The sequence below is a fragment of the Pseudomonas sp. SJZ131 genome (assembly GCF_007828705.1).
Classification (GTDB): Bacteria; Pseudomonadota; Gammaproteobacteria; order Pseudomonadales; family Pseudomonadaceae; genus Aquipseudomonas; species Aquipseudomonas prosekii.
The window spans coordinates 21969-38443 of record NZ_VIVC01000002.1; the positions used below are offsets into that span (position 1 = coordinate 21969).

Annotated in this window: 15 protein-coding genes; 11 read left to right on the plus strand and 4 right to left on the minus strand. The window is 59.9% G+C overall.

Translation table 11 applies throughout. From position 1 onward, the window contains the following. The first annotated feature begins 38 nt into the window (after positions 1-38). The 6 genes from FBY12_RS06995 to FBY12_RS07020 are packed head-to-tail and all read left to right on the plus strand — an operon-like array spanning position 39 to position 9302. On the plus strand, positions 39-2909 hold the full coding sequence (locus FBY12_RS06995) for an aminotransferase class III-fold pyridoxal phosphate-dependent enzyme (protein ID WP_145252380.1): 2871 nt from the start codon (positions 39-41) through the stop codon (positions 2907-2909). 34 nt (positions 2910-2943) lie between these two features. Next, on the plus strand, positions 2944-3681 hold the full coding sequence (locus tag FBY12_RS07000; protein ID WP_145252382.1) for a 3-oxoacyl-ACP reductase family protein: 738 nt from the start codon (positions 2944-2946) through the stop codon (positions 3679-3681). After that, positions 3678-4442: an SDR family NAD(P)-dependent oxidoreductase gene (locus FBY12_RS07005; RefSeq protein ID WP_145252384.1), complete on the plus strand. Its 765-nt coding sequence runs from the start codon at positions 3678-3680 to the stop codon at positions 4440-4442. The genes FBY12_RS07000 and FBY12_RS07005 overlap by 4 nt, the downstream gene beginning before the upstream one ends. Positions 4443-4444: 2 nt before the next feature. Continuing rightward, entirely contained in the window at positions 4445-5743 is a 1299-nt protein-coding gene (locus FBY12_RS07010) for a DUF1302 family protein (protein ID WP_145252386.1), read from the plus strand. Positions 5744-5767: 24 nt separating this feature from the next. Beyond that, the gene (locus FBY12_RS07015; protein WP_371927390.1) at positions 5768-6655 is read left to right on the plus strand and encodes an outer membrane lipoprotein-sorting protein; all 888 of its coding nucleotides are present in this window, start codon (positions 5768-5770) and stop codon (positions 6653-6655) included. Between the two features lie 31 nt (positions 6656-6686). Beyond that, positions 6687-9302 carry an RND family transporter gene (locus FBY12_RS07020; RefSeq protein WP_145252388.1) on the plus strand — a complete coding sequence of 872 codons (2616 nt, stop codon included), beginning with the start codon at positions 6687-6689 and terminating at the stop codon, positions 9300-9302. A 66-nt stretch (positions 9303-9368) separates the two neighbouring features. Here the strand turns inward: FBY12_RS07020 and FBY12_RS07025 are convergent, their stop codons facing one another. The 3 genes from FBY12_RS07025 to FBY12_RS07035 form a co-directional block, all read right to left on the minus strand. Further along, the gene (locus FBY12_RS07025) at positions 9369-9779 is read right to left on the minus strand and encodes a MerR family transcriptional regulator (RefSeq protein ID WP_145252390.1); all 411 of its coding nucleotides are present in this window, start codon (positions 9777-9779) and stop codon (positions 9369-9371) included. 196 nt (positions 9780-9975) lie between these two features. Then, positions 9976-10551 (minus strand): NAD(P)H-dependent oxidoreductase, encoded by a 576-nt coding sequence (locus tag FBY12_RS07030; RefSeq protein WP_145252392.1) that lies wholly within the window; start codon positions 10549-10551, stop codon positions 9976-9978. 55 nt (positions 10552-10606) lie between these two features. Then, positions 10607-11497 carry a LysR substrate-binding domain-containing protein gene (locus FBY12_RS07035; protein ID WP_145252394.1) on the minus strand — a complete coding sequence of 297 codons (891 nt, stop codon included), beginning with the start codon at positions 11495-11497 and terminating at the stop codon, positions 10607-10609. A gap of 234 nt (positions 11498-11731) precedes the next feature. On the opposite strand from FBY12_RS07035, the gene FBY12_RS07045 reads away from it, so the two are divergent. The 5 genes from FBY12_RS07045 (at position 11732) to FBY12_RS07065 (ending at position 16126) form a co-directional block, all read left to right on the plus strand. Further along, entirely contained in the window at positions 11732-12496 is a 765-nt protein-coding gene (locus FBY12_RS07045) for a sulfite exporter TauE/SafE family protein (RefSeq protein ID WP_145252398.1), read from the plus strand. A gap of 152 nt (positions 12497-12648) precedes the next feature. Further along, positions 12649-13239, plus strand: a complete 591-nt coding sequence (locus FBY12_RS07050; protein ID WP_145252401.1) for an NAD(P)H-dependent oxidoreductase — start codon at positions 12649-12651, stop codon at positions 13237-13239. Positions 13240-13451: 212 nt separating this feature from the next. Continuing rightward, entirely contained in the window at positions 13452-14363 is a 912-nt protein-coding gene (locus FBY12_RS07055; RefSeq protein ID WP_145252403.1) for a LysR family transcriptional regulator, read from the plus strand. 103 nt (positions 14364-14466) lie between these two features. Further along, entirely contained in the window at positions 14467-15360 is an 894-nt protein-coding gene (locus FBY12_RS07060) for an NAD-dependent epimerase/dehydratase family protein (RefSeq protein WP_121731817.1), read from the plus strand. A 148-nt stretch (positions 15361-15508) separates the two neighbouring features. Continuing rightward, positions 15509-16126 carry a Fic family protein gene (locus tag FBY12_RS07065; protein ID WP_145252405.1) on the plus strand — a complete coding sequence of 206 codons (618 nt, stop codon included), beginning with the start codon at positions 15509-15511 and terminating at the stop codon, positions 16124-16126. A gap of 21 nt (positions 16127-16147) precedes the next feature. On the opposite strand, the gene FBY12_RS07070 is transcribed toward FBY12_RS07065, so the two are convergent. Next, positions 16148-16396 (minus strand): hypothetical protein, encoded by a 249-nt coding sequence (locus FBY12_RS07070; protein WP_145252407.1) that lies wholly within the window; start codon positions 16394-16396, stop codon positions 16148-16150. Between the last annotated feature and the right edge of the window lie 79 nt (positions 16397-16475).

Here is a 16475-nt window from a genome sequence, read left to right on the forward strand (position 1 = left end):
CACTCAAACATTTTTTCTACTCAAGGGATGTCACTGTCATGGATTACCGCGATTACGTACGGCCAAAATTTGTCGAGCTGATGCAGGCGCTGGGCCTGGAATGCCAGTTCCACCGGGCGTTGGGCAGCAAGTTGTTCTACCGCGACAAAAGCGGCGCGGAAGTCACCGTCACCGATTTTCTCGGCGGCTACGGCGCAGCGCTGTACGGCCACAATGACCCGCAATTTGTCGATCAACTGTGCAACCTGTTGCGCGCCGACGTGCCGTTCAATGCGCAGATGTCGGTGCGCGGTGCTGCCGGGCAATTGGGGCGTGAGCTCAGCGAAGCGTTCAATCGCGAACTGAACAACAGCGAGCGCTACATTTCGACCTTCTCCAACAGCGGCGCCGAGTCCGTGGAAATCGCCGTCAAACATGCGGAATACCGTCGGCAGAAAAACTTGCAGAAGCAGTTCGATGAACTGGATTTCGCTTTGGCCAGCCTGACCGCCAGCGACAAGGCTTACGTCGAACTGGACCGTGATGAGCTCGACTTGCCCGCCGGATTGCTCCCGGACAATCTGTCCTGCGTGACCGTGCGCCAAGTGGTTGAAGCGGTCCGTCAACACAACCTCGCGCAGTTGCACGTCGAGCCGGTTTTCGTCGCGCTGCGCGGCAGTTTCCACGGCAAATTGGTCAACACCGTGCAGCTGACTTACGGCAAACAATACCGCCAGCCGTTTGCCCGTTTTGGCCTCAACGTCGAGTTCATCGACCCGCAACAACCGCAGCAACTGCACGACCTGCCGGCGCGTCACACGCGGCATTGGTTGAGCCTGGCGTGGAGCGGCGAAACCTTGCAGGTGCGCCGTGAAGCGTTCAGTGCAATCACCGCTGTGCTGGTCGAGCCGATTCAGGGCGAGGGCGGCATCAACGAGTTCGCCAACGAGTTCTATCTGGGGCTGCGGCGCTTGTGCAACGAGCAGCAATGCCCGCTGATCATCGACGAAGTGCAATCGGGTTTTGGCCGCACCGGCACCTTGCTCGGCGCCAGCCACTTCAACTTGCAGGGCGATTACTACTGCCTGTCAAAAGCGCTGGGTGGCGGCCTGATGAAAATCGCCGCGACGGTGATTCGCGCCAGCCATTACGACAACGATTTCAGCTACATCCACAGTTCGACCTTCGCCGAGGACGATGCTTCGTGTCATATCGCTTTGGCAGCGTTGCGCCGTTTGTTCGAGAACGACAGCGCGATGCTCAAGGACGTGAACAAAAAAGGCCAATACCTCAAGTCATCGCTGCTCGAACTCAAAGCGGCTTATCCGGATGTGATTGCCGATGTGCGCGGGCGCGGCTTGCTGCTCGGTTTCGAACTGCATGACCTGACCGGCAGCAGTTCGCTGGTGCAGGCCTCGGCGCAGTACAACGATGCGCTGGGTTACATCATCGCCGGCTACCTGCTGCAATTCGAAGCGCTGCGGGTCGCGCCGTCGGGCAGCAACGCCAACGTGATTCGCCTCGAACCGCCGGTGTGCATCACGTTCGAAGAAATCGACGGATTGATCGCTTCGTTGCAGAAAGTCTGCGACATGCTGCGGCGTCGCGATGCGTTCCCGTTGGCGGCCGGTATCTGTGCCGAGAGCATCCAAGCCGTGCCGGCGCGCGAGGTCAGTTTCGAGGCGACTGAAAACCTCCCAAAGCCTGACGAAAACGTGCGCGTGGTGGCGCGCGTGGCGTTCATCAATCACCTGATCGACGCGGACATGCTCAGCGATGTCGACCCGTCGCTTTCGACCCTCAGCGCCGCGCAGAAACGCGAGTTCATCAAACGCATGGCCCCGGAGCGGCGTGCGGCGCCCATCGGTCCGGCGCTGATTCGCTCGAAACTCGGCACAGCGGTGGAATTCACCTTGTACCCGTTGTGCATGGACTCCGACGCGATGGCCGAATACATCGCCAGCGGTGACCTGGAAAAGATCCGCGACGAAATCGCCCATCGCATCCGTGATGCCCGCGCCGACGGCTACAGCGTTGCCGGGCTGGGCATGTACACCTCGATTGTCACCAACAATTGCCAGGCGCTGAAGATTCCCGACATGGCGCTGACGTCGGGCAACGCGCTGACCATCGGCATGGGCCTCGAAGCCATCGAGCAGGGCTGCAAACAGCAAGGCCTGGAACTGCGCGAGCAGACGGCGGCGGTGGTCGGTGCGGCCGGCAACATTGCGTCAACTTATGCCTCGTTGCTCTCGGTCGAAGTCGAGCACCTGATCCTCATCGGCAGCGGTCGCGACGGTTCCCTGCGGCGTCTGGAGAAGACCGCGCACTTGATCTACGCCGAAGCGGCGCGGGCGATTCTCAAGGGTGTCGCCGAGCATGACCGGCTCGCCAGCCGCTTGCACAAACTTGAAGGCATCGACGCCTTGTTGCAGGCGCATGGCAACGCTGCCGACCTCGGTCAGCGGGTGATGCGCCTGGTCGAAGAACGCCTGGGCGCGAACGCCTTTATCACCGTCAGCAACGACCTTGATGTGCTGAAACAGGCGCGCATCGTGCTGTGTGCGGCGAACGCGCCGCAGCCGTTTCTCGGCGCCGAACACTTTGCCGAAAACAGCGTGATCTGCGACATCGCGGTGCCGTTGAACGTCGATCAAAACCTCGCGAGCCAGCGCCCGGACGTGCTGTACATGCACGGCGGAATCGTGCAGACGCCGCTCGGCGATGGTCTGGCGCCGAACGTGCGCGCCTACCTCAAGCAAGGTCAGTTGTACGCGTGCATGGCCGAGTCGGTGCTGATGGGGTTGTCGGGGATGAAACAGCATTACTCCTACGGCGATATCAGCCGCGAACAGGTGCAGCAGATTCGCGCACTGGCGGCGACTCACGGCTTCAGCCTCGCGCAGTTCAAGACCAACAATTCCCTTTGAAAAAATCTTAAACAACTCTCTCTAAGGAATGGTCATGCCGAATAAAGTAGCAGTGGTGACCGGCGGCAGTCGCGGCATCGGCCGGGCGATTGTCCTGGCGTTGGCGGGCGCCGGTTATCAGGTCGCGTTCAGTTATGTGCGCGACGAAGTGGCGGCGATGTCCCTGCGCGAAGAGGTGCAGGCGTTAGGGCTGGATTGTCTGGCGTTGCAATGCGACGTCAGCAGCGGCGACAGCATCAAGGGCTTTTTCCAGCGCGTCGAAGCGCATTTCGAGCGCATCGACGTACTGGTCAATAACGCCGGGATTACCCGCGACGGCTTGCTTGCAACGATGCCGGAGCGCGACCTCGTCGAGGTGATCCAGACCAATCTGATCGGCACTTTGTTGTGCTGTCAGCAAGTGGTGCCGGGCATGCTGCGCCAGCGCAGCGGTTGCATTGTCAACATCAGCTCGGTGGCCGCGCAAAAACCCGGCAAGGGCCAAAGCAACTATGCCGCCGCCAAGGGTGGCGTCGAAGCGCTGACCCGCGCGCTGGCGGTGGAATTGGCGCCGCGCAACATCCGCGTCAACGCGGTAGCGCCGGGCATCGTCAACACCGAAATGAGCACCGCGCTGATCGGCACTCAGGAGCAGGAAATCCAGGCGCGATTGCTGATCAAGCGTTACGCCGAACCGCAGGAAATCGCCGAAGCGGTGCTGTACATCGCCGATCGTGGTTTGTACCTGACCGGCGAGGTCTTGCCGGTCAACGGCGGGTTGAAAATGCCATGAGCCGAACCATTCTGATCACCGGTGCCGCCAAAGGCATCGGCCGCGCCGTCGCGGAAAACTTTGCCAGCGACGCCGATCACCGGTTGATTCTGCTCGATCTGGATCTGCCGCAATTGCAGCGCTGGGTGGACGAGCAGCAAGGGCAAATCAAAGCCCAGGTCGAAACCCATGCGGCGAACATTGCCGACCTGCCGAGCATGCAGGCGTTGTTCAAAAACCTCGGCCAACAGGTGCAATACGTCGATGTGCTGGTGAACAGCGCCGGCATCTGCAACGAGAACGAACCGGAAGATTTGCACAACTGGCACAAGGTGATTTCGGTCAACCTCAACGGCACGTTTTACGTGACTTCGTTGTGCCTGCCGCTGATGCCGGATCGTGGGCGGATCATCAACATGTCGTCGATCCTCGGGCGCGCCGGCAAGGTGCGCAACAGCGCGTATTGCGCGTCCAAACACGGCATCGTCGGCATGACCAAAGCCTTGGCGATGGACCTGGCGCCACGGCAAATTACGGTCAACGCGATTCTCCCGGCGTGGATCGACACGCCGATGCTGCAAGGTGAATTAGCCGCGCAAGCGGCGATTGCCGGGCTGACCCAGGAACAGATCCTGCGCAACGCGAAAAAGAAATTGCCGATGCGCCGCTTCATTCAGAGTGAAGAAGTCGCGGCGATGGTGCGTTACCTCGCCAGCCCGGAGGCGGGCGCGGTAACGGCGCAGAGTCTGGTGATCGATGGCGGTGTCGGGTTGGGAATGTAGCCATGACCGGATCACCTATCAGCTGCGCCGCGTGGGCGGCGCTGGCGTGCATTGCTGCGCAACCGGCGTCGGCGGCGTTGAGCATCGAGGATTTGCAGCCCAATTACGCCGATGCCGAAGTCGGCGTGGCCAGCGCATTGCGTTTGCACGGCGATGACCGGATCACCCAGAAAGCCGTGTATTTCAAGGCCAACCTGGAAGGCAATTGGGACGGCGGTTACTACAAGGCCAAGGGTCGCGTGCGTTACGACGCCCGCTACGATGGCAATAATCCGTACAGCGAACGGGCGCGCGACAGGTACCGTTTCGACGCCGACTGGCGGCATTTGTATTGGGGGCAGTCGGTCGGTGACGGCGAGGTGACGGTCGGTTGGCAGCAAGTGGTGTGGGGCCGGGCCGATGAGTTGCGGGTGCTCGATCAGGTCAACCCGCTGGACTATCGCGACGGCGTCACGCCGCTGCTCGAAGACAGCCGCATCGCCGTGCCCATGGTGCGGTATGCGCAACCGGTCGGGGAGTGGGAACTGGAGGCGTTGTGGATCACCGATTTTGTCAAAAACCAGGCACCGGTGGCCGGCAGCGAGTTCGATGCGCCGCTGTTTGCCAGGCCTGACCCGGAGTATTTTCTGCTCGACTCCAAGCCCGATTACGACGGCGACAAGGGCTTCGCTTATGGCCTGAGCGCCAACGGCCGGATCGGTGCGGTGGACACCAGTTTTGTCGCGCTGAATGCGCGCCAACAGGACCCGGTATATGCCGTCGAAGGCTTGGCCGAGGATGGACGCACGCGCCTCGAACGGCAATTTGCGCGCTACACCATGGGCGGCGCGGGGCTGGCGATCGATGCCGGCCACAGCATCGTCGTGCGTAGCGAAATTGCCTGGTTCGACAACTGGCGCGTGACCAACCCGACCCGCGCTTACGGCGCCGACAGCAGCTCGATGGTCAAGTCGCTTCTGGGCGTCGATTACCTGCTGCGCGACTGGCTGATTTCCGCGCAATGGCAGCACCAGCAATTGCTCGACTGGCAGGACGGCATGGTCCAGGACGAGCGCGAAAATCTGTTCACTTTGTCCGCCGAGGGCACGCATTGGCAGGACCGCTTGAAAAGCCGTCTGGTGGTCGCCGCGTCGCCACCGTTCAAGGACGACGCGCTGCTGCAAGGCATCTTCACTTACAAACCGGTGGACTGGATCAAGCTCGGGCTGGAAGTGGACGTGTTCGTCGGCAAATCCGATAAAACCTTCGGCGAGTACAACAACCGCGACCAAGTGCGGCTGTCCGCCGGCTACCTGTTTTAAACCATGATCAAAAAGGAATTTTCCATGTTGCCAATCTTTGAAAAGCAGACGTTTGAAAAGCAGACGTTTAAAAAGCTGATGCTTAAAAATCTGACCGCTGCGCTGATCTTGAGCGCTGCTTGCGCCGCTGTCGCTCACGCCGCCGACGGCAAGAATGCCGACGAGATCCTCAGCCAGGTGCGCGACCGCAATGACGGCAGCAGTTTCATGTCCCAGGTGTCGCTGATCCTTCACGACAAGAAGGGCAATACCCGCGTGCGCGAGTTCACCTACCTGCAAAAGGATTACCCGGACAGCGACAAATTCAGCATGTATTTCTCCGCGCCGACCGATGTGCGCGACGTCGCGTTCCACATCGAAAACCCGCACGAAACCCTGGGCCTGGAAGACAGCCAGTGGATGTACCTGCCGGTCAGCCGTCAGACGCGACGCATTTCCACCACTGACAAGCGCGGCTCGTTCATGGGCAGCGAGTATTCATACGCCGATCTCGACAAGATCCGGGTCAAGGATTACACGCAAACACTGCTCGGCGAAGAATCGGTCAAGGGCCGCGACTGTTACGTGATCGAACGCGAACCGGCCTCGCCCGAAGTGTTGGCCAAGACCGGTTACAACAAGCTGAAAGTGTGGATCGACAAGCAGAATTTCCTGGTCATGCGTCAGGACTTCTTCGACGTCAAAGGTGTGCTGGTCAAGCAGATGCGCACACAGAAAGTCGAGACCATCGACTCGATCGACAGCATCGTGCTCAGCGAAACCGAGCATTACATCGACGGCACACGCTCGGAAATGCGCTTCAACCACCTGCAATACAACGTGCAACTGGAAGACCGCCTGTTCACCCAGACCGCCATCAAGCGCGGGCTGAAAACCGGCGACGTGCCGGAATTTGCCGTGTCCGCCCGCTAAGCGCTGACCCCGACGACTGGAACGCATGCTCATGGAAAGATACCTGAACTTCGTCGAGCGCTATGCGCGGGCGATCGTTTTCCTGCTGGTGGCGATCACCGCGTATTTCACCTATACGCTGGGCTCACTGATCTCCGACACCAACCCGTACCTGCTCAAGGAAAGCCATCCGGCGCGCAAAACCATCATCGACCTGCAAGGCGAATTCACCGGTACATTCGACTCGGTGATGGTCGCGATCAACAACCCGCAAACGGTGTTCAACAAGCCGACCCTCAATGCACTTTTTGCGTTGTCGCAGTCGGTGCGCAAGATGATTCTGGCCAACGACGCCGACAAGGAGCAACTGGCGCAAATCGTCGCCAGACATCCCGACGACAGCCGGTCGCAGTTGCTGACCCGGGACATTCTCGAAGGCGGGTTTTCCCAGAACGACTACGCCCAGGCCAAAGCGCTGCGTGATTACGCCAAGGAGCACAACTGGGACAGTTACGACCAATTGTTCCTGACGTTTCTGGCCGAGCGGATCAACCCGATCCGCGAAATGGCGTCGATGGGCGACCTGGAAAACATCGTCCTGACCAACGATGGCGAGCTGCTGATTCACAAGACTTTGAACGCCTACGACATGGACCCGGCGCTGGTCGAATCGCAGATCATGGGCAACGAGCTGATGGTCGACGGCGTGGTCTCCAAGGACAAGAAAGTCGCGATGCTGGTCGCCGAACTGGGCACCAAGCAGGACGATGCCCAGGCGCAATTACGTGCTTATCAGATCGTGCGCGGCATCGTTGCCGACTATCAGGCGGCGCACCCCGAATTCACCGATGAGATTTTCATTGCCGGGATGCCGATCTTCATCGCCGCCCAGCAAGAGATCATCGACCACGACTTGGCGGTGCTGTTTCCGATTGTCTTTCTGCTGATCACCGTGCTGCTGATTTTCTTCTTCCGCAAACCCTTGGGCGTGCTGCTGCCGCTGTTCAATATTCTGTTCTGCACCATTTGGACGCTGGGGTTGATGGGCCTGCTGCGGGTGCCGTTCGACCTGTTGACCAGCGTGCTGCCGGTGTTTCTGTTTACCATTTGCTGCTCGGACGCGATCCATGTGATGGCCGAGTATTACGAGCAGAAAAACGCCGGCAAAAGTAACCGCGAAGCCAATCGGCAAACTCAGCGCCTGATGGTGGTGCCGGTGGTGTTGACCACCGTGACGACCATTGCCACGTTCATGATTTCCACCACCAACAACATTGTCAGCATCCGCAACTTCGGCGTGTTCATGTCGATCGGCCTGACTGCTGCGCTGATTATTTCGCTGTTGCTGATTCCGGCGTGGATCTCGATCTGGGGCAAGGACCAGACGCCGAAAACCCTGGCGGCGGTGCACAAGGAATCGATCATTTCGCGCTACCTGGTCGCGTTTTGCGCGCGGCTGATTCAGTGGCGCAAACCGATTTTGTGGGTGGCGTTGCCGCTGCTGGCGCTGATGACGGTGTTCACCTTTCGCGTCGATATCGAGGATTCGGGCATCGCCTATTTCAAGAGCGAAAGCCATATCCGCGTCTCCGACCAATACATCAACCACGCCGGAGTAGCAGGCACGGCGCCGGGCTGGATCGCCATCGACAGCAAGGAGCCGCGCGGCGTATTGACCACCGAAGTGGTGCAGTTCATCGACAAGCTCGACCAGTTCATCAAGCAGCAACCGCACGTCAGTTACGGCTACTCGCTGGCCACATACGTCAAGCGCATGAACCTGGTGCTCAACGACATGAATCCCGATTACCTGCGCGTGCCGCAAGCACTGGAGCAGGTCACGGCGGTTAACGACGAAGGGCAAACCGAGCGCTTCGAGGTGCCGGGCAATTCGTTGATCGAGCAACACGTGATGCTCTTTGAAAACGGCGGCGGTTCGGACCTGAACAACGTGCTCAACGCCGACTATTCCAAGGCGCTGACGCTGTACACCATGACCTCATCGGTGGCCAGCGATTACCAGAACATGCTCGATCGGCTGGACGCCTGGCTGCTGGTGAACAAACCGGCCAACCTCGAAGTGACGCACGCGGGCACGCCGTTGATCTGGACCGGGGTGTTGCAGGAGATCACTCAAGGGCAGGTGTTGAGTTTTTCCCTGGCGCTGATCGTGGTCACGCTGATGATGATGTATTGGCTGAAATCGGTGCGTCTGGGCGTGCTCGGCATGCTCACGCTGCTGACCACGTCGGTGACGGTGTACGGCTTCATGTTCCTGTTCGGCATCGAGCTGAATATCGGCACCACGCTGGTGACTTTCCTGGTGGTGGGCGTGGTCGATTACGCGGTGCATTTGCTGTCGCGGATCAAACTGCTGGTGCAGCAAGGGGTGCACATCGACGCGGCGATCTTGCAGGCGATGCACACCGTGGGCCGCTCGACGGTGGTCAACGTGGTGATTTTCTCGGTGGGCTTCATGGCGCTGCTGTTTTCCGACTTCAAGCCGATTGTCGACCTGGGCGCGCTGGTGGCGATGGCGCTGTTCTCCAGCGGGGTCATGACCATTCTGCTGGTGACGCTGGTGTCGCCGTGGTTTTTCGCGGCGATTGTGCCGGTCGCGCAGACGCCTGAACGTACCGCTGTGGCGGGCGAACCTGCGCTGAGCTGAACCGGCGAGCGTGTCCGCAATGACCCGACGGGTTTGCGGGCACGCTCGCCCGGCGCAGCAAGGTGCTCAGTTCAGCGTGGTAACCGGATTTTTTTTGCCGTAACGAGCGATGCGCTCGAACTGGCATTCTTCCCGAGCGTCGTTGAGGCTGCTTTCAAACGCTTCGAGGCCATCGTGCAATTGCTGCAAAGCGCCGATCTGGGACACCAGTTCGGCTTTTTTTTCGTCGATGGCTTTTTGCGCCATGTCCCACGGGAATGCTTCGCCGTCGTACTGGTTCAGCATCACTTGCAGCTCTTTGAGCTTGAAACCCAGTTGTTGGGCGCACTTGATGAACGTCAGCACTTCGACGCTCTGTTGGCTGTAAATGCGGTATTTGCCTTCGCGTTTGGGCACGGGCAACAGGCCGATTTCTTCGTAGTGGCGAATGCTTTTGACTGTGGTGCCCGATAGCTGGGCGGCTTTGCCGATATACATAAAGGTCCGTCTCGATGATCAAACAGGGCGTAGCGCTGTCAGGCCTCATGCCTGACAGGGGGGAATAATATAGGGGATAAATGGCAAAAATTGCAGCGCCGATCAAATGACGCGCGCAGCCGACGAACGACCGCTTTGCAGGGGACGGGAGCGAGGCTGACGGCGTCGGCGCGCCGTCAGCGCATAGCGAGGTGAATCAGCTGCCGGCAGTCACTCGCGCCTGTTCGAGCCAGGCGTCGCGCTGGGTCGATTTGGAGCCGAGGATCGGCCCGAACGTCAGGGTTTTCAGCGGTTTTATCCCGCAAAACTCCAATGTGGTTTTGCGCATCTGATGCAGGCCCGGCATGCGGTAAATCCATTTGTAGTACCAGGGCGGCGTGTCCATGGTCACCAGCAAATGCGCGGTGCGGCCCTTGAGCAGTTTGTCGGGGAACGCTTTGCCTTCGCGGTACTTGAAGGCGAAACCGGGGAGGAAAATCCGATCGAGAAAGCCCTTCATCAACGCTGGAATACCGCCCCACCAGATTGGATAAACGAACGTCAGGTGTTCGGCCCACAGGATGTCGGCCTGGGCTTGCAGCAGGTCCGGCTCCAGCGGCTGGATGACGCGATAACCTTCGTGCAGCACCGGGTCGAAATCCAGCGCGTCGAGGCGCAGCAAGCGCACGTCATGTCCGGCGGTTTTGGCGGCCTGGACGTAGGTATCGCTCAGCGCCGCGCAGAAACTGTCGGAGGAGGGGTGACCCAGAATCACGAGCATTCGTTTGCTCATCGCATGTACTCCCGAAATGAAGCCCGCAGCATAGAGTCTGCCCCTAGCGGTAGAGTCAAGGCGTGGTCGGGCTCAATGCCTGCAGCAAGGCGCGGGCGTAAGCGGGCAGCGTGTCGAAGTCGCGGGCGCAGAGTTTCAGCGAGCGCTTGGCCCAGTCTTCGCCAAGCGTTCGGCTGATCAACGTTTGCGGTGCCTGCCAACGTTCAAGGGCGATGCGCGGGACGATGGCCAGCCCGGCGCCACGCGCGACCATGCGCATGACGCCGTCGAAGCCATCGGCACGAATGCGGATTTGCATGCGCTGGCCGATGTGCAATGCCTGTTCTTCAAGGTGAATGGCCAGCGCGCTGTGGGCGCCGAGCGCGACGTAGTCATGCTGCAACGTGTCGGCGAAAGTTAGTGAGGGTTGTTCGCCGAGGGGATGGCCGGGCGGCAGGATCAGCACCAGCGGATCGTCGCGAAACGCTCGGGTTTGCAGGCCTTCAGTGTCCACGGCGTTGGACACGATGCCGAGGTCCGCCGCACCCTGGCGCAAGGCGTGGGTGATGCGCGCGCTGGGCAATTCCTGCAAATCAATGTCGAGGTTGCGGTGCTCGCGCAGGAAGTCGGCGAGCAGTTCGGGCAGGTATTCGGTGATGGCAGTGGTGTTGCACAGCAGGCGCACCTGACCTTTGACGCCGTTGGCGTATTCGGCCAGATCCTGTTGCATGCGCTCGGCCTGTTGCAGCAACGTTCTGGCGTGTTGCGCGAGGGCTTTGCCGGCCGGCGTGGGGGTGACGCCACGGCGATTGCGTTGGAGGAATTCAATGCCCAGCGACGCTTCCATCGCCCGGATGCGTGTGCTGGCGGCAGCGAGGGATAAATGGCTGCGGGCGGCGCCAGCGGTGATGTTGCCGGTGTCGAGGATGTTCAGGTAGAGGCGCAGGTCGGTCAGGTCGAAGTGCATGGTTCTATCTTCTGTTGGCGCTCGTTTCCACGCGAAGTATGGAAGCGTTCAGTTTTTGCATTGATCAGGCGGGCCTCTTCGCGGGCAAGCCTCGCTCCTACAGAGGTCCGGTGTTCACAGAACCTGTAGGAGCGAGGCTTGCCCGCGAAGGCGTCATCAGCCTCAATCCATTTAAGAGGCAAGCTCAGTATATGGCGCATTTTCAACCCGGCCAGCCGCGCGCACGATAGCCGCATGAACACACTCGTCTCGTATTATCAAAACCTCGGCCTAGCCCTGTCGCTGTTGGTCATCGGCACTTTCCTGCTCGCCGGCATGATCAAAGGTGTGATTGGCCTCGGTCTGCCGACCATCGCCATGGGCCTGCTCGGCCTGGCTATGGCCCCAGCGCAGGCAGCCGCGTTGTTGATCATCCCGGCAACTCTGACCAACGTCTGGCAACTGGCATTCGGCGGACATTTGCGAGGGCTGAGCAAACGTCTGTGGCTCATGCTCCTGGCGATTTTCATCGGCACCGGCGCGGGCACGTTGTGGCTCGGTATGGCTGGCGGGCATTGGGTGGTCCGGGGTTTGGGCGCGGCGCTGTTGATCTATGCGCTGAGCGGATTGTTGCTGCCGACCTTGCGCGTCGGCAGCCACACCGAACGCTGGCTCGGCCCGGTTTGCGGGGTGCTGACGGGCGTCATCACCTCCGCCACCGGGGTGTTCGTGATTCCGGCCGTGCCGTACTTGCAAGCGCTCGGTCTGAACAAGGATCAACTGGTGCAGGCGCTGGGCCTGTCGTTCACCGTCTCGACCCTGGCGCTCGCCGCCGGCCTGCTCTGGCGCGGCGCACTGGGCGGCGGCGAGTTGAGCGCGTCATTGCTGGCGCTGGTCCCGGCGGTGCTCGGCATGTTGCTCGGGCAATGGCTGCGCCAGCGGATCAGCGCGGTGTTGTTCAAACGGGTTTTCTTCATCGGCCTCGGCGTGCTCGGCGGGCATTTGTTGATCAGCGGGTAATGTTCCACTAACCCTCGGCGCAAGTTCGCAGCAACAATCCGCGGTCGATTCGTGCGTTTTGGTCAAATGATTTTTGTGAATTCGACGCTTACTCCGCGCGAGGCGGATGGTTAATCTGCCGCCATCGAATTCCCAACCTTCCGAGATCGCTGATGAAAAAAGTCCTGTTGCTCAATGGCGGCAAAAAGTTCGCCCACTCCGATGGCCGCTACAATGCGACCCTGCATGAAACCGCGCTGAGCGTGCTGGATCGCGGTGGCCTGGACGTCAAAACCACGTTCATCGACGGGGGCTACGACCTTGCCGAAGAAGTGGCGAAATTTGTCTGGGCCGACGTGATCATTTATCAGATGCCGGGCTGGTGGATGGGCGCGCCGTGGACGGTGAAAAAGTACATCGACGAAGTCTTCACCGAGGGCCACGGCAGCCTCTACGCCAGCGACGGCCGCACCCGGTCCGATGCCTCGCAAAAGTACGGCAGCGGCGGTTTGTTGCAGGGCAAGCAATACATGTTGTCGCTGACCTGGAACGCGCCGCAGCAAGCCTTCGACGACCCGAGCGACTTCTTCGAAGCCAAAGGCGTCGACGCCGTGTACTTTCCGTTCCACAAGGCCAACACCTTCCTTGGCATGAGCGGATTGCCGACGTTCCTCTGCGTGGACGTGATGAAACGCCCGGATATCGAAGGCGATATCAAGCGCTACGAGGCGCATTTGACTGAGGTGTTTGGCCTCAAGGCGTAACGCTCAGCTACTATCGACAGCCTGAAGCTGTGACGAGTGATCTGCCAGAGACAACTCATAACCTGTAGGAGTGAGCCTGCTCGCGAAGACGTCCAGTCAGTCGATATTTGCATTGGCTGACCCAGCGATTTCGCGAGCAGGCTCACTCCTACAGGAGATTTGCGCTGTTTTGACTGACAGACGTGGCGCAGGACAATCGATAAGGGACTCACGTGAAAGCCAGATCCGATGAATTGCAGATTTTCGTCTGCGTGATTGAATGCGGGTCGATTTCCGCCGCCGCCGAGCAGGTCGGGCAAACGCCTTCGGCGGTCAGTCGCACCTTGTCGCGCCTCGAAGCCAAGCTCGACACCACGCTGATCAACCGCACCACGCGGCGCATGGATTTGACCGAGGAGGGCAAGTATTTCTTCGAACACGCCAAGCGGATTCTCGATCAAATGGACGAGCTCGAAGAACGCCTCAATTCCCGCCAGCAAACCCCGTCGGGGCGCCTGCGCATCAACGCCGCGTCGCCGTTCATGCTGCACGCCATCGTGCCGTACATCGACGAGTTCCGCCGGCTCTACCCGGACATTCAGCTCGAGCTCAACAGCAACGACCTGATCATTGACCTGCTGGAACAAAGCACCGACATCGCCATCCGCATCGGCGCGCTGGCCGACTCGACGCTGCACGCGCGTTCGCTGGGTTGCAGCCCGCTGCACATCGTCGCCAGCCCGGCGTATCTGCAGCAACACGGCACGCCCCTCGCCGTCGCAGACCTCACGCAACACGCGCTGCTCGGCTTCACCCAAAACGACGGCCTCAACCAATGGCCGCTGCGCCATGTGCACGGCGACCGCTGGCCGATCAACGCAGCGATCAACGCCTCCAGCGGCGAAACCGTGCGCCAATTGGCGCTCGAAGGCCAGGGCATCGCTTGCCTGTCGGACTTCATGACCCACGCCGACATCCGCGCCGGGCGCCTGCAAGAAGTCCTCGCCGATTTCAACAGCGGTTATCGCCAGCCGATCAACGCCGTTTACTACCGCAACTCGCAACTGGCCCTGCGCATCCAGTGCTTCCTCGACTTCATCCAGAGCAAATTGGCGGTGTACGCCAACTCGGATTTCAACGGCTGATTCGTGACCCCTGCGCAACAGTGATTTGGCTCACCGGGGATTTTTCGCCAGAGTCAGCCGGTTGATACTCGCTGCATCACTTATCCACGCAGGGAGTTTCTCCATGAACGTATTTGTTACCGGCGCTGCCGGATTTATCGGCGGCTCGATCGCCACAGGTCTGGTTCAGGCCGGCCATAACGTCACCGGTCTGGTGCGCAGTGCCGAACAAGCGCAGGAACTCAGCGCCCTGGGCATCAACCCGATCATCGGCACCCTCGACGACAGCGCCCTGCTGGCCGAACAGGCGCGCGCCGCCGATGCGGTGATCAACGCCGCCAGCAGCGACCATCGCGCCGCCGTCGAAGCGTTGCTCGACGCCCTTCGCGGCTCCAACAAAGTATTCCTCCACACCAGCGGTTCGAGCATCGTCGGCGATGCCTCGGGCGGTAAATCCAGCGACGTCATCTATTACGAAGACAAACTGCCGGCACCGACCGTCGACAAAGCCGCCCGCGTCGCCATCGACAACCTGATCCTCGCCGCCGCGCAGGACGGGGTGAATTCGGCGGTGATCTGCAACACCTTGATCTACGGCCACAGCCTCGGCGTCAAACGCGACAGCGTGCAATTGCCACGCCTGCTCAAACAGGCGCGCAACAGCGGCGTCGTCCGCCACGTCGGCACCGGCCAGAACATCTGGTCCAACGTGCACATTGAAGACGTCGTCGCCCTGTACCTGCTGGCGCTGAGCAAAAATGTGCCGGGGACTTTCTACTTCGTCGAAAGCGGCGAGTCGTCGTTCATCGACATGACCACCGCCATGGCCGAGGCACTGAACCTCGGCGCACCGCAAGACTGGCCACTCAAAGACGCTGAAGCCGAGTGGGGCTACGAAATGGCCAACTACGGCCTCGGCTCCAACAGCCGCGTGCGCGGCAAACACGCACGCGAACAATTGGGCTGGGCGCCGAAACGCACGTCGGTGGTTGAATGGATTCGTAACGAAATGGTGTAACCGGCGTTTTAACCACGCCTGGTTGGGATATGAGCGAAACGAACGGCTGCCTGAGGGTGGCCGTTCTGGTTTGTGCGTTTGATCAAAGTCTGCACTCGCACCTATGGTTGTTGCTTCAATAGCAAACTTATCCGCTATGGGCGAAAAAATGATCAATCGCTATGACGCTGAAGGTTCGCAAAGTAGCTATGAACCTGGCTCGGACGAACAGGTGTTAGCCAACAAGCTTGGTATTACCGATCCGCAAGACATGGACGACGCCGAACTTGTACTGCTGGAGAAACTGTATCTTTCGGTGCTGATCGAAGATCTGCCCGATCGCCAGCTTACGATCCAGGATCTGGCGGACTGGCATCGACGCTGGCTCGGTAATCTTTACCCTTGGGCCGGCGACCTTCGCTCGGTGAATATGGGCAAGGGAGGCTTCACTTTCGCGGCGGCACCACAAATCCCTCGATTGCTTGCTGATTTTGAGCGCGACTGTTTAGGCAGATTCACCCCATGCAATGACTGCACCGATGAAGAGTTGATCAAGGCAATTGCCTTGAGCCACGTCGAGTTCATCCTGATCCACCCGTTTCGGGAAGGTAACGGGCGGCTCTCCAGATTGCTTGCGGATGTGATGGCGGTTCAGGGCGGTCGCGTGCCGCTGGATTACAGCGCGTGGGAAGAGCACAAGGACGCTTGCTTTGCTGCGATCAACCAAGGGTTGAACTGCAACTATGAGCCCATGGAATATTGGGTAAGGCAGGCATTGCTCGATTGACTCAGACCTTGCCCGACAGCGTCATTGCGCAAGATTGAGATGCGCAAATTTAGCACTTTTGTTTTTGAGCTTGCGCTCGATCTCTTCGACGCTTTGGCCGGTTTCGATTGCGGTCGAACTGGCGATTGTGCGAATCAAAGCATCTGCACTGAGTTTTTTGCCATTGCGGCGCGCTGGTGCCATAACGTTGGCTCGATTTGGTGACGAGTGCCGAGTATAGCCGCTAAAGCGGCGCTGAGAACTGCTCACACCCGCAATGAAAATCCCCACCCCAAACTTTCATAACCCACCTCCCGCCATGCCTCTGCGCGACACGCCTTATCTGTGCACGAAAATTACTTTCACCTCG